The sequence below is a fragment of the Reyranella sp. GW821-FHT12G01 genome (assembly GCF_058806575.1).
Map to the genome: position 1 here is coordinate 289,478 of NZ_JBXAPV010000003.1, position 25,568 is coordinate 315,045.

Sequence of the window (25,568 nt, forward strand, 5' to 3'; positions counted from 1 at the left end):
TTGCTTGGCAGCCGGCCTAGACGGCCTCGGCGCCCGAGATGATCTCGATGAGTTCCTTGGTGATCGAGGCCTGGCGCGAGCGGTTCATCTGCAGCGTCAGTTTCTTGATCACGTCGCCTGCGTTACGCGAGGCATTGTCCATGGCCGTCATCTGCGAGCCGTAGAAGCTCGCGGCATTCTCCAGCAGGATGCGGAAGATCTGGACGGTGAGATTGCGCGGCAGCAGGTCGGCGAGGATCTCGCCCTCGTCGGGCTCGAACTCGTAGATCGCGCCGCCGGTAGCGGCCGGCGCGGCCGAGGCTTCCGGCATCGGCGGCGGGATGAGCTGCTGCACGGTGACGACCTGGGTCATCGCCGACTTGAAGTGATTGAAGATCACCTTGGCGACGTCGAATTCGCCCGCGTCATACATTTCCGTGATGCGCGCGGCGATCTTCTGGGCATCCGCGAAGGACAGGCGCGGCCGGCCGAGATCGGTCATGGTCTCGACGATCAGTGCGCCGAAGTCGCGGCGCAGCTGGTCGCGGCCCTTGCGGCCGACGCAGAAGATCTTGACCGTCTTGCCGTCGGCCAGCAGCGCGCGGATTTGCCGGCGCGCCTCGCGCACGATCGTGCTGTTGAAGCCGCCGCACAGGCCGCGGTCGCCGGTGGCGACGACGACCAGGTGAACCTGGTCGGAACCGGTGCCCACGAGCAGACGCGGACCGCCGGTGGCGCCCTGGAAGCTCGCGCCAAGCGACGCCAGGATCTTGTCCATGGACTCCGCGTACGGGCGGGCCGCGGCGGCCTGCTCCTGCGCGCGCCGCAGCTTCGCAGCCGCGACCATCTTCATGGCCTTGGTGATCTTCTGCGTCGACTGGACGCTTCGGATCCTGAGGCGGAAGGTTTTGAGGCTAGGCATCGAAACCTTCGGGAGTTAGGCGAACTTCTTGACGAAGTCGGCGAGGAACGCCTTCAGCTTGTCGTCGGTCTCCTTGACGATTTCGCGCTTCTCGCGGATCGAGGCGAGGATCGAGCCCTCGGCGCGGATCGCGTCGAGCATCTGGCGCTCGAACTCGTTGATACGACCAACCGGCAGCGTGTCGAGGAAGCCGCGGGTGCCGGAGTAGAGCGAGATCACCTGCTCTTCGACCGGCATCGGCACGAACTGACCCTGCTTCAGCAGCTCGGTGAGGCGCTGGCCACGCGCGAGCAGGCGCTGGGTCGAGGCGTCGAGGTCCGAGGCGAACTGGGCGAAGGCGGCCATCTCGCGATACTGCGCCAGCTCCAGCTTGATGGTGCCGGCAACCTGCTTCATCGCCTTGATCTGCGCGGCCGAGCCGACGCGGCTGACCGACAGACCGACGTTAATCGCCGGACGGATGCCCTGATAGAAGAGCTCGGTCTCGAGGAAGATCTGGCCGTCGGTGATCGAGATGACGTTGGTCGGGATGTAGGCCGACACGTCGCCGGCCTGCGTCTCGATGATCGGCAGCGCCGTCAGCGAGCCCGAGCCGTTCTTCTCGTTCAGCTTGGCGGCGCGCTCGAGCAGGCGCGAATGGAGATAGAACACGTCGCCGGGATAGGCTTCGCGGCCCGGCGGGCGGCGCAGCAGCAGCGACATCTGGCGATAGGCGACGGCCTGCTTGGAAAGATCGTCATACACGATCACGGCGTGCATGCCGTTGTCGCGGAAGTACTCGCCCATGGCGCAGCCGGTGTACGGCGCGAGGAACTGCATGGGGGCCGGGTCGGACGCGGTGGCGGCGACGACGATGGAGTATTCCAGCGCGCCGTTGTCCTCGAGCGTCTTCACGATCTGGGCGACGGTCGAGCGCTTCTGGCCGATGGCGACGTAGACGCAGTAGAGCTTGCGGCCCTCGTCGGTGCCCTTGTTGATGCCCTTCTGGTTCAGGAAGGTGTCGATGGCAACGGCGGTCTTGCCGGTCTGGCGGTCACCGATGATCAGCTCGCGCTGGCCGCGGCCGACCGGGACCAGCGAGTCGACGGCCTTGAGGCCGGTCTGCATCGGCTCGTTCACCGACTTGCGCGGAATGATGCCGGGAGCCTTCACTTCGACGAGCTTGCGCTCGGTCGCCACGATCGGGCCCTTGCCGTCGATCGGGTTGCCGAGACCGTCGACCACGCGGCCGAGCAGGCCCTTGCCGACCGGAACGTCGACGATGGTGCCGGTACGCTTGACCGTGTCGCCTTCGCGGATCGTGCGATCCTCGCCGAAGATAACGACGCCGACATTGTCGCTCTCGAGGTTGAGCGCCATGCCCTTGATGCCGCCCGGGAACTCGACCATCTCGCCGGCCTTGACGCTGTCGAGGCCATAGACGCGCGCGATGCCGTCACCGACCGAGAGGACCTGGCCGACCTCGGCCACTTCGGCCTCGGTGCCGAAGTTGGCGATCTGCTGCTTCAGAATGGCCGAAATTTCGGCGGCACGGATATCCATTTAGGCAACTCCCTTCATGGCAAGCTGCAGGCGCTGCAGCTTGCTGCGGACGGACGAATCGAACAGGCGCGAACCGACTTTCACGACGAGACCGCCGAGAATGTCGGGTTCGACGCGCGCGTCGATGGAAACCTTGTTGCTGCCCAGCACCGAGCGCAGCGTGTCGTTGAGCTGCTGCAGCTGGGCGGGCGTGAGCGGAACGGCCGTCGTGACCGTCGCGGTGGTCTCGCCACGGCGGCGGGCCAGTTCGGCGAGGAACGCCGACGCCATCGCCGGCAGGTCGCGCGAACGACCGTTGGCGGCCACGGTGCCGATGAAATTGCGCGTCAGGCCGGAGATGCCGGCGGCGTCGAGCACGGCGAGCAACGCCTTGCCCTGCAGAGCGCGTCCGATGATCGGGCTGGCGATGAGGCGCGAAAGATCGGCGCTCTCGTCGAGAAGCTTGCGGAAAGTGGCTAGATCCTGAGCCACCTGATCGAGGGACTTGGAGCTATCCGCAAGTTCAAAAAGGGCGCTGGCGTAGCGTCCGGCAACGCCGGTGGTTGCGGTGGTCACGTCTAGAGCCTCTCCCCTGCCGCGGAACGCGGCCGGCAAGCCATTGAATTCACACACTTTTCCCTAGCAGAACGCCCCGCGTCGCTTGCCGCCCCACCCCGGAAAAGCGCGCGTTGCTACCATGCTGCATTTCCCGGCGCAACGTCGGCAAAGCCCTGATCTACAGCGGTTTTTGGGCGCAGCCGATCTAAAGGAAGGAATAGGGGTCGACATCGACCTGCAGGCGAACTGAGCCGGGCAGGCCAATCTGCTCCAACCAGGCGTGCAGCAACGGCTGTACGGCAATGTCCCGGCCGGCCTTGAGCAGGAAGCGCCGGCGGTGCCGACCGCGCAACAACGCCATCGGTGCGACCGACGGTCCCAGAACCGTAACGCCCTCCTGCTGTGGCGCATGGCGCGCGAGGGCTGCGCAAACATTGTCCACCGCCGCGGGATCGGGTCCGGAAATGATCAGCGACGCCAGCCGTCCATAAGGAGGCATGCCGGCCAGCGAGCGATCCTGGAGTTCTACGTCGACGAATCGGTCGCGATCGCCCGACACCAAAGCCTGCATCACCGGATGCTCGGGATTGTGGGTCTGGATCAGCGCCCGGCCCGGCCTTCCGTCGCGACCCGCACGCCCCGCCACCTGATAAAGGAGCTGGAACGTCCGCTCGGCCGCGCGCAGGTCGCCGCCGTTCAGGCCGAGATCGGCATCGATCACCGCCACCAAGGTCAGGTTCGGAAAGTGATGGCCCTTCGCCGCCATCTGCGTGCCGATCAGGATGTCGATGTCGCCCTTCTCCATGCGATCGACCGCTGCCGACGCCTCATCGCGATTCATCAGACTGTCGGAAGTGAAGAGTTCGAGTCGCGCTTCGGGGAATAGTTCCAGTGCTTCTTCCGCCAGCCGCTCGACACCGGGACCGCAGGCGACGAATTGATCGACCGCGCCGCAATGGCGGCACGTCTGCGCCGGCGGCTCGGAGTAGCCGCAATGATGACAGACAAGAGTCCGGCGAAAGCGGTGCTCGACCAGCCAGGCCGAGCATTGCGGACATTCCAGTCCCTGGCCGCAGGCGCGGCAGAGCGTGATCGGCGCATAGCCGCGGCGATTGAGGAACAGCAGCGTCTGCTCACCCGCCGCCAGCGTCTGCTTCATCGCCTCGACCACCGGCGGCGACAGCCATTTGGCGCGCGGCGGCGGCTCGCGGCGCAGGTCGATCGCCGACAGGGCCGCAAGCTGATGCCCGCCGTGACGTCCGGGGAGATGCACTTCGCCGTAGCGACCGGTCTTCACGTTGACGACGCTTTCGAGCGACGGCGTCGCCGAAGCGAGCACGATCGGCGCGGACGCAAGCCGCGCACGCACCACGGCCATATCACGTGCGTTGTAGACGACGCCTTCGTCCTGCTTGAACGAATTGTCGTGTTCTTCGTCGACCACGATGAGGCCGAGATTGGCGAAGGGCAGGAACAGCGCGGACCGTGCGCCAACCACGACGCCCACCCTGCCCTCGGCAATCGCGCGCCACGTCTCGCGGCGCTCCAGGCTGGTGAGGCCGGAATGCCAGGGCGACGGCAGGGCGCCGAAGCGATCCTCGAAGCGTTTTAGCCACTGCGCCGTCAGCGCGATCTCGGGCAGCAGCACGAGCACCTGCCGGCCAGCGGCGAGGCAGGCCGCGACGGCCTCGAAGTAGACTTCGGTCTTGCCCGCGCCCGGCACGCCATCGAGCAGGGTCGCAGAGAAAGCATGCGCCTTCACCTTCTCGACCAGCCCGTCGGCGGCGATGCGCTGCGCCGGCGACAGGGTCGGCCCGTCATGCAATCCGTCGGGTTGCGGAAAGGAACGGCGGACGATCCGCTCCTCGGTCTCCAGCAATCCGAGATTCGCCATCGTCTTCACGACCGATGTGCCGACGGCCGCGAGGTGCGCCAGTTCCGCGGCAGCCATCGAAGGTCCGTCCTTCAATTGTTCCAGCACGCGACGTCGCGCGGCGGTGAGCTTCAGCGGCGTATCATCGGTCGGTGCGGCCGCGCGATAGACCAGTTCCGTCTTGGGCGCCTCGAGCGCCGAGGGCACGCTCATCGCCATACGCAGCACGGCGCCTGCAGGCATCAAGGTGTAGGCCGACACCCAGTCGACGAAGCGGCGCATCGCATCGGCCATCGGCAAGGCCGGCAGCACGCCGACCACGTCACGCAGTTTCGCCGACGCGACCTCGCCGGTTCCCTCCCCCCAGACGACACCGATCGTTTCGCGCTTGCCGAGCGGCACCACGACGAAATGTCCCGGCACCACCACCATGCCTTCGGGCACGCGATAATCGTAGGCATCGCCGAGCGGCAGCGGCAGCAGGACCTTGACCGTGTTTTCCACCGGTTCGAGACGCGACGACGCGTCCCCCTTGGCTTGTGGCTCCGAGGGGGAATCGCTAGAAATTGTGGCAATAGGCGAGTCCGAACCACTGGCCATTGGGGCATTTTACATGAAGTTCTTCGTCGATACCGCCGATGTCGCCGATATCAAGGATCTGGCGGCTTCGGGCCTGCTCGACGGGGTGACGACCAACCCGTCGCTGATCGCCAAGTCGGGCCGGCAGATGCTCGACGTCATCAAGGAGATCTGCGCCATCGTCCCGGGCCCGGTCAGCGCCGAAACGGTCGCGACCGATCACAAGACGATGCTCGAAGAGGGCCGCAAGCTCGCCAAGCTCGCCAAGAACGTCACCGTGAAGGTGCCGCTGACGCCGGACGGTCTCAAGACCTGCAAGGTGCTGACATCCGAAGGCACGATGGTGAACGTCACCCTGTGTTTCTCGGCGGCGCAGGCACTGCTGGCGGCCAAGGCCGGCGCGACCTTCATCTCGCCGTTCGTCGGCCGCCTCGACGATATCGGCCAGGACGGCATGCATCTGATCGGCGAGATCATGACGATCTATCGCCAGTATCCGCACTTCAAGACCGAGGTGCTGGTGGCCTCGATCCGCCATACGCAGCATGTGATTGCCGCGGCCAAGCTCGGCGCCCATGTCGGCACCCTTCCGCCCAACGTGCTGCGCCAGCTCTTCAAGCACACGCTGACGGACAACGGCCTGAAGGCCTTCCTCGACGACTGGGCCAAGACCGGCCAGTCGATCCTCTGACCCGGAGACGGGCGCATGGCCAATGACGGCACGATCCCGGCGCCCGACGGCTCAGGCCGGCAGGTGAAGCTGATCACCGCCGATGACGTCGTGGCCTATCTCAAGGCGCATCTCGATTTCTTCGAGAAGCACGGCGAACTCGCCACGGAAATGGGCGTCACGCCCCGGGTCCAGGGACCGGGCGTCATCGACATGCAGCAGGCGATCCTGAAGCGCCTGCGCGGCGAGATCGAGAAGCTCAAGGTCGAGCGCACCGAGATCATCGCCAATTCCAAGCAGAACCAGATCGTCCAGAACCGCATCCAGGCGGCGGTGATCAGCATCATCCAGGCGACGACGTTCGAGAAGATGATCCACGTCGTCACGCATGAGCTGCCGGAGCTGCTCGACGTCGACTTCATCACCATGGCGATCGAAGCCAATGCCGATGCGCCCAAGCGCGTGCCCGTGCGTGGCGTCTATGTGCTGGCGCCCGGCGCCATCGATGCCGCCATCGGCCCCGACAAGCATGCCCGCCTGCGCTCCAACATCGTGGGCGAGGAAGCCTTCTTCGGCGACGTCGCGCGCTTCGTGAAGTCCGACGTGCTGATGCGCCTGCAGGTCTCGTCGGGCTCGCCCGATGGCGTCATGTGTTTTGGCGCGCGCGACCCCGAGGCCTTCGGCCCGGAGATGTCGACCGAACTCCTGTTCTTCCTGTCGAAGGTGCTGGAGAACACCATCCGCGCCTGGCTCGACCTGCCCGAGTGACATTGCGTTGAGTGTCGCAGACGCACAGGAAGCGTGGCGCGACTGGCTGAAGAGCGAGCGGCGGCTCGCCGTCCATACGCTCACCGCCTACGAGCACGACGTCGCGACCTTCCTCGGCTTCATGGCAACCTATCTCGGCGAGACGCCGACGCTCGATGCGCTCGCGCGGCTGAAGCCCGCCGAGTTCCGCGCCTGGCTCGCGGAGCGCTCGCGCCAGGGCATGGCGCGCACTTCCACGGCGCGGGCCTTCTCCTCGGTGCGCTCGTTCTTCCGCTTCCTCGACAAGAACAAACTCGCGCACAATGCGAGCATCGCCACGATCCAGACGCCCAAGCTGCCGCGCTCCGTGCCGAAAGCGCTGAGCGAGCGCGACATGGAGGACGTTCTCCAGGCCGAATCCGATCAGGAGCGCGCGCCGTGGATCGACCTGCGCGACGCCGCCGTGCTGATCCTGCTCTACGGCGCGGGCCTGCGCATCGGCGAAGCGCTGGGGCTCACCAAGGCGCAGGTCGACGATCTCCTCAAGGGCGGCCGCGACACGCTCTCCGTCACCGGCAAGGGCAACAAGACAAGGCTGGTGCCGCTGCTGCCGCAGGCCTTGCAGGCCCTCAAAGCCTATCGCGATGCCTGCCCGTGGCTGGCCGCGGCCAAGCCGTCGGACCGCGTCTTCGTGGGCGCGCGCGGCGGCGCGCTTGATCCCGCCATCGTGCAGAAGCGGGTGCGCGAGATCCGCCGCGACCTCGGCCTTGCCGAGAGCGTGACGCCGCATGCGCTGCGCCACTCCTTCGCCACGCACCTGCTGGGCGCCGGCGGCGACCTGCGCACCATCCAGGAACTGCTTGGCCACGCTTCGCTGTCGACGACGCAGCGCTACACCGACGTCGACTCCGCCCGTCTCGCCGCCGTCTATCGCGCCGCGCATCCGCGCGCCAAAGGCTGACCATGACCCAGCACATCGGAATCGTCGCCTGCTCCGCCGAGGGCGCGGCGCTCTGCTACAAGACAATCTGCGTCGAGGGTTCAAAGCTGATGGGTGCGCACGCCCATCCCGAAGTCTCGATGCACACGCATTCGCTGGCCGACTACGTCGAATGCCTCGATCGCGGCGACCGCGCTGGCGTCGCCGAACTGATGCTGTCCTCGGCCAACAAGCTCGCCGCGGCCGGCGCCGATTTCCTGATCTGCCCCGACAACACGATCCATCAGGCGATGGCGCATGTGCTGCCGCGCTCGCCGCTCCCTTGGCTGCACATTGCCGAGGTGGTCGCCGCCGAGGCCAGGGCGCGCGGTTACAAAAAGCTCGGCATCACCGGCACCCGCTGGCTGATCGACAGCGAGGTCTATCCTGAGAAGATCGAAGCGCAGGGGCTTGTGTGGCTACGTCCCACCGATGCCGAGCGCGACGAGACCAACCGCATCATCATGGACGAGCTGGTGCAGAGCATCTTCACGCCGCAAGCCGTCGCCGCCTATCAGCGCGTGATGGGCCGCATGAAGGCCGAAGGCTGCGATGCCGTCATCCTGGGCTGCACGGAAATCCCGCTGATCATGAACGACGGCAACTCGCCCCTGCCGACGCTCGATTCGACGCGGCTCCTCGCCCGCGCGGCCCTGAAGCGCGCCGTTACAGCGTCTTCCGGAAGATGATCTCGCCATTGTCCTGGCGCCCGATCTCCTCCCAGCCATTGGTGCGATAGAAGCGCTCGGCGCGCGTGCCGGGGCCGGTCGTCAGCTTTGCTTCCGCAAAGCCCGCCGCCCGCAGATCCTCGCAGGCCAGCGGCAGCAGCGCCCGCGCAAGGCCACGCCCTTCATAGTCGGGATGGATGAACAGGCCGAAGATCGTACCGTCGCGCGGATCGGCCACCGAGAAGCCCTGCACCGCGCCCGCCTCCTCCCAGACCCAGAAGGTCGCGTTCTCGAAGATCCAGTTGGCGGTGGTCTCGACCTTGCCCGCCGAGGCGGCACTCAACTGGTTCTCGCGAACCGCGAGGCGCACTTCCGAGATGCGGGGACGGTCGGCGAGCGTGGCTTTGCGGATCATCGCGTTGCCTCATAGACGACATGCAGGGCGCCGCCGCTGCGTGGTTCGCACGATTTGAGCGTGAGCTTCAGCTCGGGCGTGCCGGGCGGAATGAGCGGGATGCCGTCGCCCAGCAGGATCGGCACGATCGCCATTTCCAGCACGTCGAGCTTGCCGGCGGCGATCATGCCGCGGATCACCTGCGCGCCGCCCTCGACCCAGACACGCCCGTAGCCGCGCGCCTCAAGTTCGGCAGCGACGACCGCGAGGTCGCCCGACCGCACCTCGACGCCGCGCGGCGGATCTGGGAGCGGACGGTTGGTCATGACGATCGTTGCCTTGTCGCCATAGGGCCATTCGCCGAGGCCGCGCATGACGTCGTAGGTGTCGCGCCCCATGACGATGGCCTCGACGCTCTTCAGGAAAGGCTCGATGCCGAACTCCTCGGCGGGATGGCCTTCCAGCCAGTCGAACGAACCGTCGGCGCGCGCGATCTTGCCATCGAGCGACACGGCGATATGGCAATGCCAGATCGTCTTGGTCATCGGAACGAACTCCTAGAACAGTACGGACAGGCGAAGCGAAAAGACCGCAGCGATCTGCTGCGTCGGCGTCAGCGCCGGCTGGAAATAGACCTGGACGTCGGGGGTGATCAACAGATGTTTGATCGACCAGTTCCAGTAGAGCTCGACCATCGTCTCGCTGGGCTGCACGAGGGCGCCGGCATAGAGATTCTGGTTCACCTTGTTCCAGGCGAAACCCAGCCCGATCTGGTCGAGCGGCGCGCGGCCCAGCGGGTTGTTGTAGACGGCGCCGCCGGCGATCGACGACTGGATGTACCAGCTCGAATTCCAGGCCGTGTTGGCGCGCAGGAACACGCCCCATTGCTTGCCGAGCGGCTGCGAGGCGTTGAACGACAGGCCAGCGCTGGCCTGCGGCTGCATCACGACGCTCGGGATGTTGTAGTAGAGCAGCGAATAGTCGCCGCGCCCGAGCCTGGCGAATTTCGGCAGCCAGGCCGCATAGGCGAACCACGCATACTGGCCCTGCCCCGCGGTGTTGAACTGGATGTAGTTGGTGGCCGCGACGTTGTTGGCGTCCTGGAAACCCGCGGCGAAGGTCAGCTCCTTGCTCGGGTTGATCTGCGTGTAGGCGCCGAGACTGCCCTGCGAATAGTTCTGGCTGCCGTTCTGCGCCAGCGAATAGCCGATGAAATTCACCTGCTGGTTATTGGCGTAGGCGTTGCCGTCGAAATTGGAGAGCGGGAACTGCCCCAGTGTCACCGAAACGAAATGGCCGGGGAAATCGTGCGTGTAGCTCACCTGCGCGAAGGTGAGCTGGTTGGCCGGATAGTCGTTGACCGGGCTGTTGAGGTTGAGCCGGTTCTGCAGGCTGGTTCCGGTCGGCCCCGACCAGTACTGGGTCGCGAGGTAGGCGAACTGGAAGGAGCCCGCGCCGATGTCGGGATCGTTGAACACCTTCCAGTTCACCGCCGGCGAGAACTGCGCCTGCACCGCGCCATAGTCGCTGCCGGGTGCGCCCCACTGGCTGAGGACAGACGAGGTCATCGTGTAGAAGATGCCTGTCGAGTTCTGGATCTGCTTCTTGGCCTGCGCATACTGCTTGGCGGCAGTGTCGAATTCCTCGTCCAGCGAATGCTGCTCGCGCGCCTCGGCCGCACGCATCCGGCTGTGGACCTTGCCGACATGACGCTCGTCGGACGCCTCGGAAGAAGCCGCCACCGACGCCGTCTGATCCGCATCCTGCGCCCGGACCTCCTCCGCGATCGGAAGGATCAGGGCGGCCAACCCGCCAATCCAGGCCGTCGAGCGCATGCGGTTCCTGCCGGCCCGCGTTACGGCTTCATTGCCTTGTCGAGGAACGCCTTCACGTCGACCACGAACTGCTTCCAGGCAGGCTCATGGGCACCGTAATGCGCACCGCAGCAACCGCCGGGCTTGCTGCGGTTGCCAACGCCTTCGAGATAGCGCACCGGCAGGCCGAGCGCATCGAAACTGTGATGCGCCCCCGGATAAACTTTTGTTTCGATCAGGTCCTGGCCGCGCACCACGCGCTCCAGCACGGCACGGCATTGCGAGACCGGCGTCCAGTCGTCGAGCGCGCCCATCGCGAGGAACGTGGGCTGGCGCACGGCAAGGCGTGGTCCCAGCGCATCGGCCAGCGCGCAGTCGGGATAGAGCAGCACGACCGCCCGCGCGACAGGTTGTGTCTGATCCTCCGGCTTGCCCGAGAGCGCGCGCAGCATCGCAACGCCACCGCCGTAGGAATATCCCATGTAGGCGAGCCGCCGAGAATCGATGCCCGGCTGCTTGGCAAGCCACGCGAGCGTTGCATCGATGTCGCCAGCTCGTGCCTCGGCGGCGGCCTGCGTCGGCCAGTTGCGACCGCACACGTCCTTGAGCCCGCGCGCCGAGAAGCTGTCCACGACCAGGGCGGCATAGCCCCAGGAGGCGAGCAGCCCGGCCATGCGCGACGTGTTCTGTCCCGGTCCACCACAGCCATGAAACAGCGCGACCGCAGGCGTCGGCGTGGCGGCATGAGCGGGACGAAAGAGTTGCGCGGCAAGCTGCACCGTGCGACCGCCCTGCTCGACCGGCACACGGACATTCTGCTGCGCCATCGCAGGCAGGACGCCCAGGAGCGCGAGTACAAGCGCAAGCACGACGACCAGGCTCGCCCACGCTCTGGCCGCGACGGCTTCACCTTGCCCGCGTCCGTTCGTCCGTCGAAGATGCATCGGCCGGACGGTAAACGAAGCGAAGGCAGAGACAACAGGTGGTTTCACAGTGAACGACACGCTCTACACGATCTCCACCTGGGTGATTCCCGCCATCCTCGCCATCACACTGCATGAAGCCGCACACGGCTTCGTTGCCCTTCGCTTCGGCGATCGGACCGCGCAGCAGCAGGGCCGCGTGACCCTCAATCCGCTGAAGCACATCGACCCGTTCGGCACGATCCTCATGCCGGGCCTGCTGATCTTCCTGCACGCGCCTTTCCTGTTCGGCTACGCCAAGCCCGTGCCGGTGAACTTCCGTGCGCTGAACAATCCGCGGCACGACATGGTGTGGGTCGCCGCGGCTGGTCCCGCCACCAACGTCTTCATGGCCCTGGCCGCCGGCCTGCTGGCGCACCTCGCGGTTATGCTGCCGATGCCGGTCGCGAGCTGGACGATCCTCAATCTGCAGAACGCGATCCTCATCAACGTGCTGCTGGCGGTCTTCAACATGATTCCATTGCCGCCGCTGGATGGCGGGCGCGTCGCTGTCGGCCTGCTGCCGGACAGCCTCGCCTTGCCGCTCGCCCGGCTCGAGCCCTACGGTATGCCGATCCTGCTCGGCCTGATCTTCGTCCTGCCGCTGATCGGCAATCAGCTCGGCACGGACCTGAACGTGATCGGCTGGGTCCTGAGCGAACCCGTCGGCTGGCTGATCAACCTCGTCATCCGAGTCACCGGCAACGGCTGACGGCGAGTCTCAGGTCCGCACCTCGCCCGCCGGCGCAGGGTCAGCCTGCGGCGGGGCGAGGTTCATCGCCTGCCGCTCCTCGGCGATGCTGGCGACGGCGGCACGGACGCCCGGATGCCGCGCCATGAACTGGTTGAACTCACGGCGGTCGAGCACCAGGAACTGGCAGAAGTCGACGGCGATCACGTCGGCGGTGCGGCGCTCGCCGGTCAGCAGAGCCATTTCGCCGAAATAGGCGCCGGCTTCGAGCCGGATGGTCCGCTCGCCGACATGCACTTCGACGGCGCCCGACGAAAGGAAGTACATGCCGTCGGCGCGGTCGCCGCGACGGATGACGCGATCGCCGGGTGATGCCGATTTCGGGCGGAACATCAGCAGCAGCGCTTCCTGGTCCTGGCGCTCGACGAGCTGCAGCATGGGGAAGCGTTCCAGCAGGCTGTGCAGCTTGAGGTCCTCGGCCTTCGTCCGCTCTTCCTGGCGCGCCTTGATGACGTCGAGCTGGTGGCCGAGCGACTCGTAGTGCCGCTGCCCATAGAAGGCCGCACCGGCGGGCCGGGCGACGCGCTTCTGCAGCAAGCCGACCAGATGGAAGATCAGCGGATTGAGCATGATCGAGAAGAGCGCACCACCGACCACCAGGTCGCGGCCCTCGCCCGGCACGAGGCCCGCCGAGATGCCGAGTGCGATCAGGATGAACGAGAACTCGCCGATCTGCGCCAGGCTGGCCGACACCACTAGCCCGGTACCGATCGGGTAGCGCAACAGCATGATGATGGCGAAGGCGATCAGCGACTTGCCGAAGATGATCAACGCCAGCACCGACAGGACCGCGCCCGGCGAGCGGTAGAGAATCGTCGGATCGAACAGCATGCCAACCGAGACGAAGAACAGCACCGAGAAGGCGTCCTGCAGCGGCAGCGAATCGGCGGCGGCCTTGTGGCTGAAGGAAGATTCGCTCAGCACGACGCCCGCGAAGAAGGCGCCGAGCGCGAAGGACACGCCGAAGATCTGCGCCGAGCCGTAGGCAATGCCCAACGCGACGGCGAGCACCGAGAGCGTGAACAGCTCGCGCGAGCCAGTGCGGGCGACGCGGGCCAGCATCCACGGCACGACCTTCGGTCCGATCAGGATGGCGATGACGGCGAAGGCCGCGACCTTGGACAAGGTGACGGCGAGTTCCAGCGCGATCGGCATGCCCGAGGGCGCGTGACCTTCGACCGGCTTGCCGCCCAGCACTTCGGCGAAGGCCGGCAGCAGCACCAGCGCCAGCACCATCGCGAGGTCCTCGACGATCAACCAGCCCACGGCGACGCGGCCGTTGGGACTGTCGACCATGTTGCGCTCCTCCAGCGCCTTCAACAGCACGACCGTGCTCGCCACCGAAAGGCTGAGACCGACCACGAGGCCGGTGCCGAGGCTCCAGCCCCACAGCGAGCACATCGCCATGCCGAGCAGCGTCGCCAGCACGATCTGGCCGATGGCGCCGGGAATGGCGATGCCGCGGACGGCCAGAAGATCGGAGGCGGAGAAATGCAGGCCGACACCGAACATCAGCAAGATGACGCCCACTTCGGCGAGCTGCGAGGAGAGTGCGCCATCGGCCACGAAGCCCGGCGTGTGCGGACCGATCAGGATGCCGGCCACGAGATAGCCGACCAGCGGCGGCAGGCGCAGCCGGTCCGCGACATAGCCGAAGCCGAAGGCGAGCACGAAGCCGATGGCGATGGTGGAGATCAACGTCGCTTCGTGATGCACGTGCGGGCCCGTCGGTGGTTGGGGAGGACCCGATTTTAAGGGTGCAGCGCCAGAATTGCACTCAATGTGAACCTGCGTGATCGTCGCAGCGAAGCCGGCCCCGGCGCGGGGCGTGCGCAATAAATCGGAAAGGTCCGGGAATAATCCGCCCGGCGGCAGCGTCTCTCCCCTGCAGACCAACAGCTGCATGGGAGTCAGAGAATGCTGAAATCGATCCTTTCCACCGCCGCCGCCCTGGCGATCCTCGCCGCCGGCAGCGCCTTCGCCGCCGACCCCGCCACCGCCACCCCGCCGATGATGAAGAACGGCATGCTCGTCACCGCGAGCGGCATGACCCTCTACACGTTCGACAAGGACGCGACGCCCGGCAAGTCGGTGTGCAACGGCCCGTGCGCCACCAACTGGCCGCCGGCCCTCGTCGCCGATGGCGCCAAGGCGTCGGGCGACTGGACCATCATCACCCGCGACGACGGCCTGAAGCAGTGGGCCTACAAGGGTAAGCCGCTCTATGCCTTCGCCAAGGACACCAAGGCCGGCGACACGACGGGCGACGGCTTCCTGCAGGGCGCCTGGCACATCGCCAAGTAACAGTCCGGAACGCGGCGCCGGCCTGATCCGGCCGGCGCCGACCTTCCTGTAGTAGAGTAACGCCATGGCCGATGCGGAAGCCCTGCTCGAACCGCTGATCCCCGCGTTGCGCCGCTATGCCTATGCGCTGGTGCGCGATCACGACGCGGCCGACGATCTGGTGCAGGACACGCTCGAGCGGGCGCTGTCGCGCTGGTCCCTGCGACGGAGCGACGGCGATCTCAGGGCGTGGCTCTTCACCATCCAGCGCAACCTGCACGTTTCGGCGCTGCGCCAGGGCCAGCGTCGTGGTGCGCATGTCGAACTCGACGACGTGACGACGCCATCGACCGCCGCGCAGCAGGAAAACGGCATGGAGGTCCAGGACATCCTGTCGACCCTCGACCAGCTCCCGGAAGAGCAGAAGTCGTTGCTGTTGCTGGTCGGCGTGGAAGATCTTTCATACGACGATGCCGCGAAGATCATGGGCGTGCCGATGGGCACGGTGATGTCGCGGCTGGCGCGTGGCCGGCAGAAGCTGCGCACGCTGCTGGAGACGGGGCGCACCACGCTCCTGCGGAGAGTGAAATGACAGGCCCGAATACGCCAAGAAGCGATTTCCCCGTCGGCGAGGATGACCTGCAGGCGTTCGTCGACGAGCGGCTGGACGGCGAACGCCGCGCCGCCGTCGAGGCCCATCTCGCGGCCCATTCCGAGCTCGCCGAGCGTATCGCCGTGGAGCGCCGCCAGCGCGCCATGCTGCGCAGTCGCCTCGACGCCAAGTTCGGCGAGCCCATTCCCGCGCGTCTGCGCATCGCCAACCTGCGCGCCGCGCGGCGCACCTTCTGGGCGCGCAGCTGGGCCAGTGCCGCCGCCGCGGTCGCGATCTTCGTGGTCGGCGCCACCGCGGGCTGGTTCGCCAACGAGATCGCGCCCGCGCCGCTGCCGATCGCACCGACCGCCAGTGTGGCGCAGGGCGCGCATGCCGCCTACCGCACCTACGTGGTCGAGGTCGCCCATCCGGTCGAGGTCGGCGTGCAGCAGGAAACGCACCTGCTGCAGTGGCTCTCGAAGCGACTGGGCCGCAAGCTCGCCGCACCCGATCTCTCGGGCTTCGGCTACAAGCTGATGGGCGGACGCCTGCTGCCGGGCGGCAACGGCGCGGCGGCCCAGCTCATGTACGACGATGCCAGCGGCAAGCGGCTCACGATCTACGTGCGCGCGGCCGACGGCACGGAGACGGCCTTCCGCTTCCAGAAGGAAGGCGAGGCCTCGACCTTCGCCTGGATCGACCAAGGTTTTGGCTTCGCCGTGACGGCGACAGCCAGCCGCGAGGAGTTGCTGCCGATCGCCGAAGCGGTCTATCGCGGGCTTGAAGGAAAGAGTTAGAGTCTTTCCGACTGGCTCGACTCGCATCGAGCTTCAGCAAAAACCTCATCCTGAGGAGCGAACGCAGTGAGCGTCACGAAGGATGGGCACGAGCACCACGTCTGTTGCCCATCCTTCGAGACGGTCGCTACGCGACCTCCTCAGGATGAGGTGGTGTTGTTTAACTCAAGGCTAAGACCCGAGCCTTCACTTCGTCGGATCGGTGAGATCCTCGAATTCCTTGAGGTGGCGCGGCGCCCATTTGTGGTCGCGGGCCTTCACGATCCACCGGTCGAGGATGGGCCAGCGACGGCGGGCCGACGTCACCCACTTGCGCCCCGTTTCGAACTCGGTGGCAAGGAGGTAGAGCGCGAGCACGAAGAAGATCCAGCCCTGCAGGATCGGCACGAAGCCGCCCACCACCGACATCACCAGGCAGGCTGCGATCGCAAGCGCCATCAGCGGCTTGCGCATGCCGGTCCTAGAGGTGGATCGGCTTGTCCCAGGCGGCGAGCGCGGCTTCCTTCATCGCCTCGTTGACCGTGGGATGGGCGTGGCAGACGCGGCCGATATCCTCGGCCGAGGCGGAGAACTCCATCGCCATCGCGGCTTCCGCGATCATCGTCCCGGCCTCGGCGCCGAAGATGTGGACGCCCAGCACCTTGTCGCTCGCCTTGTCGGCCAGAACCTTCACGAAGCCCTCCGTGGCGCCGTTCGCGCGGCTGCGCGGGTCGGCGGTGAACGGATACTTGCCGACCTTGTAGGCAACGCCGGCAGACTTCAGTTGTTCCTCGGTCTTGCCGACCCAGGCCACCTCGGGCTGGGTGTAGATGATCGAGGGCACGAGATCCCAGTTCACATGGCCCTTCTGGCCCGCGATGGTCTCCACGCAGGCGACGCCATCCTCGCTCGCCTTGTGCGCGAGCATCGGCCCGTCGATCACGTCGCCGATCGCGTAGATGCCGGGCACCGAGGTCTGGAAGTGGCCGTCGACGGCGATGCGGCCGCGCTCGGTCATCTTCACGCCGACCTTGTCGAGGCCGAGGCCCTGCACGAACGGCCGGCGGCCGATCGAGACCAGCACGACATCGGCTTCGAGCGTCTCGGCAGCACCTCCCTTGGCAGGCTCGACGGTGAGCGTGACGCCGGCGCCGGAGGCATCGGCCTTGGTGACCTTGGCGCCGAGCTTGAACTTCAGGCCTTGCTTGGTGAGCGCGCGCTGGAAGAACTTGGTGACCTCGTCGTCGACGCCCGGCGTGATGCGGTCGAGGAACTCGACCACCGTCACGTCGGCGCCGAGACGGCGCCACACCGAGCCCAGTTCGAGGCCGATGATGCCGGCGCCGACCACGACGAGGCGCTTCGGCACCTCGGTCAGTTCGAGCGCACCGGTCGAGGAAACGATCTTCTTCTCGTCGATCGTGACACCCGGCAGCGGCGTCACTTCCGAGCCCGTGGCGATCAGGATGTTCTTCGCCGACAGCGTATCCTTCACCGCACCGTCGTCGCCCAGCACGGCGACGGAGCCCGGCGCTTCAATGCGACCCGCGCCGGTGTAGGAGGCGATCTTGTTCTTCTTGAACAGGAAGGCGACGCCCTTGGTCGTGGCCTCGACCACCTCGCCCTTGCGCTTCATCAGCTGGGCGAAATCGAGCTTCGGGGCTTCCACGACGATGCCGTGCACGCCGAGATCGTGGCCCGCTTCCTCGAACAGGTGCGAGGACTGCAGCAGCGCCTTCGAGGGAATGCAGCCGACGTTGAGGCAGGTGCCGCCCAGGGTCGCGCGCTTCTCGACGACAGCGACCTTGAGGCCGAGTTGCGAGGCGCGGATCGCGGCGACGTAGCCGCCCGGACCGGCGCCAATCACGACGAGATCGAAGGATTCGTTTGCCATGTCATTACACCGGCTGATCCACACTCGATGTCATCCCGAGCGCAGCAAGGGACCTTTCGCGGCGCCCGACTAAGGGTCCCTCGCTACGCTCGGGATGACACCGAGAGCGGGGCAATCATTGTGCGTCTCAGACGCCGAGCAGCAGGCGCTCGGGATCCTCGATGCAGTCCTTGACCTTCACCAGGAACAGCACGGCCTCGCGGCCGTCGATGATGCGATGGTCGTAGGACAGAGCGAGGTACATCATCGGGCGCGCCTTGATCTCGCCGCCGACCACCATGGGCCGCTGCTGGATCTTGTGCATGCCGAGGATGCCCGACTGCGGCGGGTTCAGGATCGGCGTCGACATCAGCGAGCCGTACACGCCGCCGTTGGAGATCGTGAACGTGCCGCCCGTCAGGTCGGCGATCGACAGCTTGCCGTCGCGCGCCTTGCGGCCGAGATCGCCGATGCCCTTCTCCACGCCCGCGAAGTCGAGCGCGTCGGCATCGCGCAGCACCGGCACGACGAGACCCTGCGGCGTGCCGACGGCGACGCCGATGTCGTAATAGTTCTTGTAGACGAGCTCATCGCCCTCGATCTCGGCATTGACCGCCGGCAGCTCCTTGAGCCCCGCGATGCAGGCCTTCACGAAGAACGACATGAAGCCGAGACGAGCGCCGTGCTTCTTCTCGAAATCGTCCTTCAGCCGGTCGCGCAGCGCCATCACGTTGGTCATGTCCACCTCGTTGAAGGTGGTGAGCATGGCGGCGGTGTTCTGCGCGTCCTTGAGGCGGTTGGCGATGGTGCGACGCAGGCGCGTCATCTTCACCCGCTCCTCGCGGTCGGCCTTCAGGCGCGGACCCGTGGGCGCGGCGGGCTTGGCGGCCGGCGCGGCAGCGGCCGGGATCGACGAGATCGCAGCCAGCACGTCTTCCTTGGTGGCGCGACCGTCCTTACCGCTGGGCTGGATGGACGCGGCAGACACGCCCTTCTCCTCGGCGAGCTTGCGCGCGGCCGGGCCGGATGCAGCGAGATTGGCGCCCGCAGGCGCCGCGGCCGGAGCCGGAGCCGGCACAGGTGCGGGAGCGGCGGCCGGCTTCGGAGCAGCCGGAGCGGCCGCCTTCGGCGCGGCGGCACCGGCGGCGCCCGCCTCAATGTGACAGAGCACGCCACCGACCTGGACGGAGGCGCCCTCTTCCACGGCGAGTTCGGTGATGGTGCCGGCCACGCTGGCATTCACTTCGACGGTGACCTTGTCTGTCTCGAGCTCGCACAAGGGCTGGTCGACGGCGACCGCGTCGCCCGCCTTCACCAGCCACTTGGCAACGGTCGCCTCGGTGACCGATTCGCCCAGAGTCGGAACCTTGATCTCGACGGCCATAACTACAACCCCTCCGCTAGCCGCGCTCAACCGATGGTGAGCGCGCGGTCGACCAGATCGACCTGTTCCTTGAGATGCGTGCGCGCCGAACCAGTGGCGGGCGACGCGGCTTCGGCGCGGCCGATATAGATCGGACGCTTGGCCTTGGCGTCGATGTTCGCCAGGGCGCGCTCGATGCGACGATCGACGAAGTGCCAGGCGCCCATGTTCTCGGCTTCTTCCTGGCACCACACGATTTCGGCGTTCGGATACTGCGCGAGCCGCACCCCGAGCCGCGTGAACGGGAACGGATAGAGCTGCTCGATGCGCATGATGGCGATGTCGTCGATCTTGCGCTTGCGGCGCTCGGCGACGAGATCGAAGTAGACCTTGCCCGAGCAGAGAACGACGCGACGCACCTTGGCGCCGTCGACCAGCTGGTCGGTCTCGGCGAGGATGCGGCGGAACGAGCTGCCCGGCCCGAAGTCGGCAAGGGTCGAGACGCAATCCTTGTGACGCAGCAGCGACTTCGGCGTCATCACCACCAGCGGCTTGCGGAAGGTGCGGCGCATCTGGCGGCGCAGCGCGTGGAAGTAGTTGGCCGGCGTCGTCGGGTTGATGACCTGCCAGTTGTCCTCGGCGGAAAGCTGCAGGTAGCGTTCGAGGCGCGCGGAGCTGTGCTCCGGACCCTGGCCCTCGTAGCCGTGCGGCAGCAGCATGACGAGACCCGACATGCGCAGCCACTTGCTCTCGGCCGAGCAGATGAACTGGTCGATGATGACCTGCGCGCCGTTGGCGAAGTCGCCGAACTGCGCTTCCCACAGAACCAGCGCGTTCGGCTCGGCCAGCGAGTAGCCGTACTCGAAGCCCAGCACGCCCGCCTCGTTCAGCGGACTGTCGATCACCTCGAAGCGGGCCTGGCCCTCGCCCACGTGATTGAGCGGGACGTACTTGGCCTCGCTCGCCTGGTCGACCAGCACCGAATGGCGCTGGGAGAAGGTGCCACGGCCGGAGTCCTGGCCGCTGAGACGCACCGGCGTGCCTTCCGACAGGAGCGTGCCGAAGGCCAGTGCCTCGCCGGTCGCCCAGTCGATGTTCTCGCCGGTGTCGATCGTCTTCCGCTTCTCCTGAAGCTGACGGACGATCTTGCGGTTGAGGTCGAAATCCTTCGGCGGCTCGGAGATCGCCTGGCCGACGGCCTTGAGCTTGTCGAGATCGACGGCGGTGACGCCCTTGCGATCCTCCTCGCCCGGCGCAACCGTGAAGCCCGCCCACTTGCCTTCCAGCCAGTCGGCCTTGTTGGGCTTGTAGTTGGTCGCGGCCTCCAGCGCCTTGTCGAGCTTCTCGCGCAGCGCGTTGTCCATGGCGGCGACCTCGTCGGCCGTCACCACGCCCGCGGCTTCCAGCGCCGCGGCGTAGACTTCCTTCACCGAACGATGCGCGCCGATTTCCTTGTACATCAGCGGCTGGGTGAACATCGGCTCGTCACCCTCGTTGTGACCGTGCCGGCGGTAGCAGAACATGTCGATGACGATGTCGCGCTTGAAGTGCTGACGGAACTCCGTCGCGATACGTGCGACGTGGACCACCGCCTCGGGATCGTCGCCGTTCACGTGCAGGATCGGCGCCTGCACGATCTTGGCGACTTCCGTGCAGTAAGGACCCGAGCGCGATTCGGTCGGCAGGGTCGTGAAGCCGATCTGGTTGTTCACGATGAAATGGATCGTGCCGCCGATGCGGTAGCCCGCGAGGTCGGAGAGGTCGAGGCTCTCGGCCACCAGGCCCTGGCCCGCGAAGGCCGCGTCGCCGTGCATCAGGATGCACATGACCTGGCTGCGGTCGGTGTCGCCGCGCTGGTCTTCCTTGGCGCGCGCCTTACCCAGGATGACCGGGTTCACCGCCTCGAGATGCGAGGGATTGGGCGACAGCGAGAGATGGATCACGTTGCCGTCGAACTCGCGATCGGCCGACGCGCCCAGATGGTACTTCACGTCGCCCGAACCGCGCATTTCCTCGGGCTGCGAGGAGCGGCCCTGGAATTCCGAGAACAGCGCCGTGTAGCTCTTGTGCATGACGTGCACGAGGGTGTTGAGGCGGCCGCGGTGCGGCATGCCGATCATCACTTCCTTCACGCCGAGCTGGCCGCCGCGCTTCAGGATCTGCTCGATGCCGGGGATCAGCGATTCGCCGCCGTCGAGGCCGAAGCGCTTGGTGCCGACGAACTTCACATGCAGGTAGCGCTCGAGGCCCTCGGCTTCGCCGACGCGCTCGAGGATCATCTTGCGGCCGGTGACCGTGAACTCGGTGTGGTTCTCGATGTGCTCGATGCGCTCCTGGATCCACGCCTTCTGGTCGGGATCGGAGATGTGCATGAACTCGACGCCGATCTTGCCGCAATAGGTCTTGCGCAGGCGCTCCATGATCTGGCGCAGCGTGGCGGACTCGCCCAGCGCCAGCGAGCCGAAGATCAGGATCGGACGGTCCCAGTCGGCCTCGGTGAAACCGTAGGTCGCGGGATCGAGTTCGCGATGCGGCGCCTGGTGCACGAGGCCGAGCGGATCGAGGTCGGCCGCGAGATGGCCGCGGATTCGGTAGGCGCGGATCAGCATCAGCGCCCGCGCGGTGTCCTGCGCGGCGTTGCGGATCTCTTCCTCGGTCTTGCCGGCAATGGCGGGAGCCGCCGCGCCGCTGGCGGCCTTGCCGCCCTTCACGTTGCGGTTGGCCGGCGCCGGCACGCTGTCCGGATCGACGGCACCGATCACCCGCGGGCCGTTGGGCGCCCAGGAGGCGCCGCGCACCTCGGCGAGGACATCGCCCTTCTGCTCGGCGAGCGCGCCGAAGAAAGTGCGCCATTCCTCGTCGACCGCATTGGGGTCGGCGAGGAAGCGCGCGTAGAGCTCCTCGATGAATGGCGCGTTTGCGCCGAACAGGAACGACGTCTGTTCTGCTCTCATGGCCCGATACTCCCTGGCCTGTCTTTGCTGGCCGCCTGGCAGAGGCTGGGCGGCAATCCCGCTTGTCAGCCCTTCATGGCTTTAAGCATTTCCTGGCCCAGTGCCGCAGGCGAATCCGCGACGCTGATGCCGGCCGCGCGCATGGCGTCGACCTTGAACTCAGCCGTGTCGTTTCCGCCCGAGATCACCGCGCCGGCATGACCCATGCGACGGCCCGGAGGGGCGGTGCGGCCGGCGATGAAGCCGACGATCGGCTTCTTCGTGCCCGACGCCTTGAGGAACTCGGCGCCCTTGACCTCGGCGTCGCCGCCGATCTCGCCGATCATCACGATGCCCTCGGTCTCGGGATCGCGGATGAACATGTCGAGGCACTCGATGAAGTTCGTGCCGTTCACCGGATCGCCGCCGATGCCGATGCAGGTCGTCTGGCCGAGGCCCGCGGCCGTGGTCTGCGCCACGGCTTCGTAGGTCAGCGTTCCAGAACGCGAGACGATGCCGATCTTGCCGCGCTTGTGGATGTGGCCCGGCATGATGCCGATCTTGCACTCGTCCGGCGTGATGACGCCGGGGCAGTTCGGGCCGATCAGCCGCGACTTGGACGCGGTGAGCGCACGCTTCACCTTGACCATGTCGACCACCGGAATGCCCTCGGTGATGCAGACAATCAGCGGGATTTCCGCGTCGATCGCCTCGAGGATCGAGTCGGCGGCGAACGGCGGCGGCACGTAGATCACCGACGCGGTGCAGCCGGTCTTCTCGACCGCCTCGGCCACGGTGTCGAACACCGGCAGATCGAGATGCTTGGAGCCGCCTTTGCCCGGCGTCACGCCACCCACCATCTTGGTGCCGTAGGCGATCGCCTGCTCGGAATGGAAGGTGCCCTGCGAGCCGGTAATGCCCTGGCAGATGACCTTGGTGTTCTTGTCGACCAGGACGGCCATCAGTTGCTCTCCTTCACGGCCTTGACGATCTTCTCGGCGGCATCCGCGAGGTTCTCCGCCGAAGTGATCTTGAGACCGGATTCCTTGAGGATCTTCTTGCCGAGGTCGACGTTCGTGCCTTCCAGCCGGACGACCAGCGGGACGTGCAGGTTGACCTCGCGCGCAGCGGCCACGACGCCTTCGGCGATCACGTCGCAGCGCATGATGCCGCCGAAGATGTTGACCAGGATGCCCTCGACGTTGGGATCCTTGAGGATGATCTTGAACGCCGCCGTCACGCGCTCCTTGGTGGCGCCGCCGCCGACGTCGAGGAAGTTGGCGGGCTCCGAGCCGTAGAGCTTGATGATGTCCATGGTGGCCATCGCGAGACCCGCGCCGTTCACCATGCAGCCGATCTGGCCGTCGAGCTTCACGTAGTTCAGCGCGTACTTCGCGGCCTCGGTCTCGGCCGGATCTTCCTCGTCGACGTCACGCAGCTCTTCGAGATCCTTGTGACGGTACAGCGCGTTGTCGTCGAAGTTCATCTTGGCATCGAGGGCCACGATGTCGCCCGCGCCAGTCACGACCAGCGGATTGATTTCGATCAGCGAGGCGTCGAGATCGACATAGGCGCGATGGAGATTGCCCAGCAGCGCCGTGAAGGCGCCGACCTGCTTGCCCGTGAGGCCGAGCGCAAACGCGATCTTGCGGCCCTGATAGGCCTGGTAGCCGGCGGCCGGATCGATCGCCTGCGTGATGATCTTTTCCGGCGTCTCGTGCGCCACCGTCTCGATGTCCATGCCGCCCTCGGTCGAGGCCACGACCGCGATGCGGCCGACGGCACGATCGACCAGCATCGAGAGATACAGCTCGCGTTTGATGTCGCAGCCGTCCTCGATGTAGAGCCGCTTCACGGTGCGACCCGCCGCACCGGTCTGCTTGGTGACGAGATCCTGGCCGAGCATCGCCGCCGCCTGCGCGCCGACATCTTCAGCCGACTTCGAGATGCGAACGCCGCCCTTGCCGTTGGGATCGTTCTTGAAGTGACCCTTGCCGCGTCCGCCGGCATGGATCTGCGCCTTCACGACCGTGACGGCGCCGCCCAGCTTGCGGGCAACATCCATCGCCTCGTCTTTGGTGTAGGCGACTCCGCCCTTCAAAAGGGGGATGGCGAATTTGGCCAGGAGTGCCTTGGCCTGATATTCGTGGATATTCATGGAGTCCTATCATTCGGGGCTGCGGGTGAGCAGCGCGGCCCCTCAGTTTTTAAACGCAACTGACCAAGGGATGCGGCACTTTATGAGCGCCACAGGCCCTTGGCAACGATGGACTGATTAAGGTTTCGGGTCGTTTCGACCAAAGTCGAAAGACCCTACTTTCCTAGCGGCCAACGATCTTGTTGGTGGCGTCGATCAGCGACTGCACGGCAGCCACCGACTTGTCGAACATCGCCTTTTCCTCGGCGTTGAACTCGACCTCGACGATGCGCTCGACACCCTTGGCGCCGATCACGACGGGAACGCCGATGTAGAGGCCCTTCACGCCGTATTCGCCGTTCAGCAGCGCGGCGCACGGGATCATGCGCTTCTTGTCCTTGAGGTAAGACTCCGCCATGGCGATGGCCGAGGCCGCCGGGGCATAGAAGGCCGAACCGGTCTTGAGGTGGGCCACGATCTCGGCGCCGCCGTCACGGGTGCGCTGGACGATCTGCTCGAGGCGCTCCTTGGTGGTCCAGCCCATATCGACCAGATCGTGCAGCGAAATGCCGCCGACGGTCGAGTAGCGCAGCAGCGGCACCATCGTGTCGCCGTGGCCGCCCAGCACGAAGGCCGTGACGTCCTCGACCGAGACGTTGAATTCCTCGGCGAGGAACAGGCGGAAGCGGGCGCTGTCGAGCACGCCGGCCATGCCGACGACCTTCGCGGGCGGGAAGCCGGTGACTTCCTGCATCAGGCCGACCATCGCATCGAGCGGGTTGGTGATGACGATGACGAAGGCGTTCGGCGCATGCTGCTTGATGCCCTTGCCGACCGCGTCGATGACCTTGGCGTTGATGCCGACCAGGTCGTCGCGGGTCATGCCGGGCTTGCGCGGCACGCCGGCGGTGACGATCACGACGTCGGCGCCCTCGATGTCCTTGTAGTCCGAGGAGCCGCTGTACTTGGTGTCGAAGCCCTCGACCGGGCTGAGCTGGGCGATGTCGAGCGCCTTGCCCTTGGCAGTGCCTTCAGCGGCAGGAATGTCGAACAGGACGACGTCGCCCAGTTCCTTCTGGCCGGCGAGCAGCGCGAGCGTGCCGCCAATCTGTCCGGCGCCGATCAGCGCGATCTTCTTGCGAGCCATGCGAAAAACTCCCGTTCTTAAAGGCGCCGCGTGGTAGCGCGATTCGC

24 protein-coding genes are annotated in these 25,568 nt (G+C 66.4%); 8 read left to right on the forward strand and 16 right to left on the reverse strand.

Annotated features, from left to right (window positions below):
* Positions 1–16: 16 nt before the first annotated feature.
* The 4 genes from AC1RP5_RS26455 to AC1RP5_RS26470 all read right to left on the reverse strand — a co-directional run bounded on the left by AC1RP5_RS26455 (position 17) and on the right by AC1RP5_RS26470 (position 5,357).
* Complete coding sequence (locus AC1RP5_RS26455) at positions 17–901, reverse strand: F0F1 ATP synthase subunit gamma (RefSeq protein ID WP_493115754.1); 885 nt, start codon at positions 899–901, stop codon at positions 17–19.
* A gap of 15 nt (positions 902–916) precedes the next feature.
* The gene (atpA, locus tag AC1RP5_RS26460) at positions 917–2,443 is read right to left on the reverse strand and encodes a F0F1 ATP synthase subunit alpha (protein WP_493115756.1); all 1,527 of its coding nucleotides are present in this window, start codon (positions 2,441–2,443) and stop codon (positions 917–919) included.
* Positions 2,444–2,998, reverse strand: coding sequence for a F0F1 ATP synthase subunit delta (locus tag AC1RP5_RS26465; RefSeq protein WP_493115758.1), 555 nt, complete (start codon positions 2,996–2,998; stop codon positions 2,444–2,446). It abuts the gene before it with no gap.
* A gap of 187 nt (positions 2,999–3,185) precedes the next feature.
* Positions 3,186–5,357, reverse strand: coding sequence for a primosomal protein N' (locus AC1RP5_RS26470; protein ID WP_493115760.1), 2,172 nt, complete (start codon positions 5,355–5,357; stop codon positions 3,186–3,188).
* Between the two features lie 109 nt (positions 5,358–5,466).
* Here AC1RP5_RS26470 and fsa point away from each other — a divergent pair, with 109 nt between their 5' ends.
* From fsa to AC1RP5_RS26490, 4 genes are read left to right on the forward strand one after another with little or no spacing between them, the layout of a single operon-like run.
* Positions 5,467–6,123 carry a fructose-6-phosphate aldolase gene (gene fsa / locus AC1RP5_RS26475; protein ID WP_068192649.1) on the forward strand — a complete coding sequence of 219 codons (657 nt, stop codon included), beginning with the start codon at positions 5,467–5,469 and terminating at the stop codon, positions 6,121–6,123.
* 15 nt (positions 6,124–6,138) lie between these two features.
* Positions 6,139–6,870: a DUF484 family protein gene (locus tag AC1RP5_RS26480; RefSeq protein ID WP_493115762.1), complete on the forward strand. Its 732-nt coding sequence runs from the start codon at positions 6,139–6,141 to the stop codon at positions 6,868–6,870.
* A gap of 7 nt (positions 6,871–6,877) precedes the next feature.
* Positions 6,878–7,810: a tyrosine recombinase XerC gene (locus AC1RP5_RS26485; protein WP_493115763.1), complete on the forward strand. Its 933-nt coding sequence runs from the start codon at positions 6,878–6,880 to the stop codon at positions 7,808–7,810.
* A gap of 2 nt (positions 7,811–7,812) precedes the next feature.
* The gene (locus tag AC1RP5_RS26490) at positions 7,813–8,517 is read left to right on the forward strand and encodes an aspartate/glutamate racemase family protein (RefSeq protein WP_493115764.1); all 705 of its coding nucleotides are present in this window, start codon (positions 7,813–7,815) and stop codon (positions 8,515–8,517) included.
* Here the strand turns inward: AC1RP5_RS26490 and AC1RP5_RS26495 are convergent.
* From AC1RP5_RS26495 to AC1RP5_RS26510, 4 genes are read right to left on the reverse strand one after another with little or no spacing between them, the layout of a single operon-like run.
* On the reverse strand, positions 8,495–8,911 hold the full coding sequence (locus AC1RP5_RS26495; RefSeq protein ID WP_493115765.1) for a GNAT family N-acetyltransferase: 417 nt from the start codon (positions 8,909–8,911) through the stop codon (positions 8,495–8,497). The genes AC1RP5_RS26490 and AC1RP5_RS26495 overlap by 23 nt on opposite strands.
* Positions 8,908–9,435, reverse strand: a complete 528-nt coding sequence (locus tag AC1RP5_RS26500; protein ID WP_493115767.1) for a dihydrofolate reductase family protein — start codon at positions 9,433–9,435, stop codon at positions 8,908–8,910. Before AC1RP5_RS26500 ends, AC1RP5_RS26495 begins: the two co-directional genes overlap by 4 nt.
* A gap of 12 nt (positions 9,436–9,447) precedes the next feature.
* Positions 9,448–10,725, reverse strand: coding sequence for a carbohydrate porin (locus AC1RP5_RS26505; protein WP_493115769.1), 1,278 nt, complete (start codon positions 10,723–10,725; stop codon positions 9,448–9,450).
* Positions 10,726–10,745: 20 nt separating this feature from the next.
* Entirely contained in the window at positions 10,746–11,573 is an 828-nt protein-coding gene (locus AC1RP5_RS26510) for a dienelactone hydrolase family protein (RefSeq protein WP_493115771.1), read from the reverse strand.
* 124 nt (positions 11,574–11,697) lie between these two features.
* Between AC1RP5_RS26510 and AC1RP5_RS26515 the strand changes: the two genes are divergently transcribed.
* The gene (locus AC1RP5_RS26515) at positions 11,698–12,378 is read left to right on the forward strand and encodes a site-2 protease family protein (protein WP_493115773.1); all 681 of its coding nucleotides are present in this window, start codon (positions 11,698–11,700) and stop codon (positions 12,376–12,378) included.
* 9 nt (positions 12,379–12,387) lie between these two features.
* Here AC1RP5_RS26515 and AC1RP5_RS26520 read toward each other — a convergent pair whose 3' ends face one another.
* Positions 12,388–14,133, reverse strand: a complete 1,746-nt coding sequence (locus AC1RP5_RS26520; protein WP_493115774.1) for a cation:proton antiporter domain-containing protein — start codon at positions 14,131–14,133, stop codon at positions 12,388–12,390.
* Between the two features lie 201 nt (positions 14,134–14,334).
* On the opposite strand from AC1RP5_RS26520, the gene AC1RP5_RS26525 reads away from it, so the two are divergent.
* The 3 genes from AC1RP5_RS26525 (at position 14,335) to AC1RP5_RS26535 (ending at position 16,089) form a co-directional block, all read left to right on the forward strand.
* On the forward strand, positions 14,335–14,721 hold the full coding sequence (locus AC1RP5_RS26525; RefSeq protein ID WP_493115776.1) for a COG4315 family predicted lipoprotein: 387 nt from the start codon (positions 14,335–14,337) through the stop codon (positions 14,719–14,721).
* A 64-nt stretch (positions 14,722–14,785) separates the two neighbouring features.
* A complete protein-coding gene (locus AC1RP5_RS26530; RefSeq protein WP_493115778.1) occupies positions 14,786–15,292 on the forward strand; it encodes a sigma-70 family RNA polymerase sigma factor in 507 nt (168 codons plus the stop codon).
* Positions 15,289–16,089 carry an anti-sigma factor family protein gene (locus AC1RP5_RS26535; protein ID WP_493115780.1) on the forward strand — a complete coding sequence of 267 codons (801 nt, stop codon included), beginning with the start codon at positions 15,289–15,291 and terminating at the stop codon, positions 16,087–16,089. The genes AC1RP5_RS26530 and AC1RP5_RS26535 overlap by 4 nt, the downstream gene beginning before the upstream one ends.
* Positions 16,090–16,275: 186 nt before the next feature.
* Here AC1RP5_RS26535 and AC1RP5_RS26540 read toward each other — a convergent pair whose 3' ends face one another.
* The 7 genes from AC1RP5_RS26540 to mdh all read right to left on the reverse strand — a co-directional run bounded on the left by AC1RP5_RS26540 (position 16,276) and on the right by mdh (position 25,521).
* Positions 16,276–16,542 (reverse strand): hypothetical protein, encoded by a 267-nt coding sequence (locus AC1RP5_RS26540; RefSeq protein WP_493115782.1) that lies wholly within the window; start codon positions 16,540–16,542, stop codon positions 16,276–16,278.
* A 7-nt stretch (positions 16,543–16,549) separates the two neighbouring features.
* The gene (lpdA, locus tag AC1RP5_RS26545) at positions 16,550–17,962 is read right to left on the reverse strand and encodes a dihydrolipoyl dehydrogenase (protein WP_493115784.1); all 1,413 of its coding nucleotides are present in this window, start codon (positions 17,960–17,962) and stop codon (positions 16,550–16,552) included.
* Between the two features lie 127 nt (positions 17,963–18,089).
* Positions 18,090–19,325, reverse strand: a complete 1,236-nt coding sequence (odhB, locus tag AC1RP5_RS26550; protein WP_493115786.1) for a 2-oxoglutarate dehydrogenase complex dihydrolipoyllysine-residue succinyltransferase — start codon at positions 19,323–19,325, stop codon at positions 18,090–18,092.
* Between the two features lie 26 nt (positions 19,326–19,351).
* Positions 19,352–22,258: a 2-oxoglutarate dehydrogenase E1 component gene (locus AC1RP5_RS26555; protein ID WP_493115788.1), complete on the reverse strand. Its 2,907-nt coding sequence runs from the start codon at positions 22,256–22,258 to the stop codon at positions 19,352–19,354.
* A gap of 65 nt (positions 22,259–22,323) precedes the next feature.
* A complete protein-coding gene (sucD, locus tag AC1RP5_RS26560; RefSeq protein WP_493115789.1) occupies positions 22,324–23,199 on the reverse strand; it encodes a succinate--CoA ligase subunit alpha in 876 nt (291 codons plus the stop codon).
* Complete coding sequence (sucC, locus tag AC1RP5_RS26565) at positions 23,199–24,395, reverse strand: ADP-forming succinate--CoA ligase subunit beta (protein ID WP_493115791.1); 1,197 nt, start codon at positions 24,393–24,395, stop codon at positions 23,199–23,201. The genes sucD and sucC overlap by 1 nt, the downstream gene beginning before the upstream one ends.
* A gap of 163 nt (positions 24,396–24,558) precedes the next feature.
* On the reverse strand, positions 24,559–25,521 hold the full coding sequence (mdh, locus tag AC1RP5_RS26570; RefSeq protein WP_493115793.1) for a malate dehydrogenase: 963 nt from the start codon (positions 25,519–25,521) through the stop codon (positions 24,559–24,561).
* Positions 25,522–25,568 lie beyond the last annotated feature (47 nt).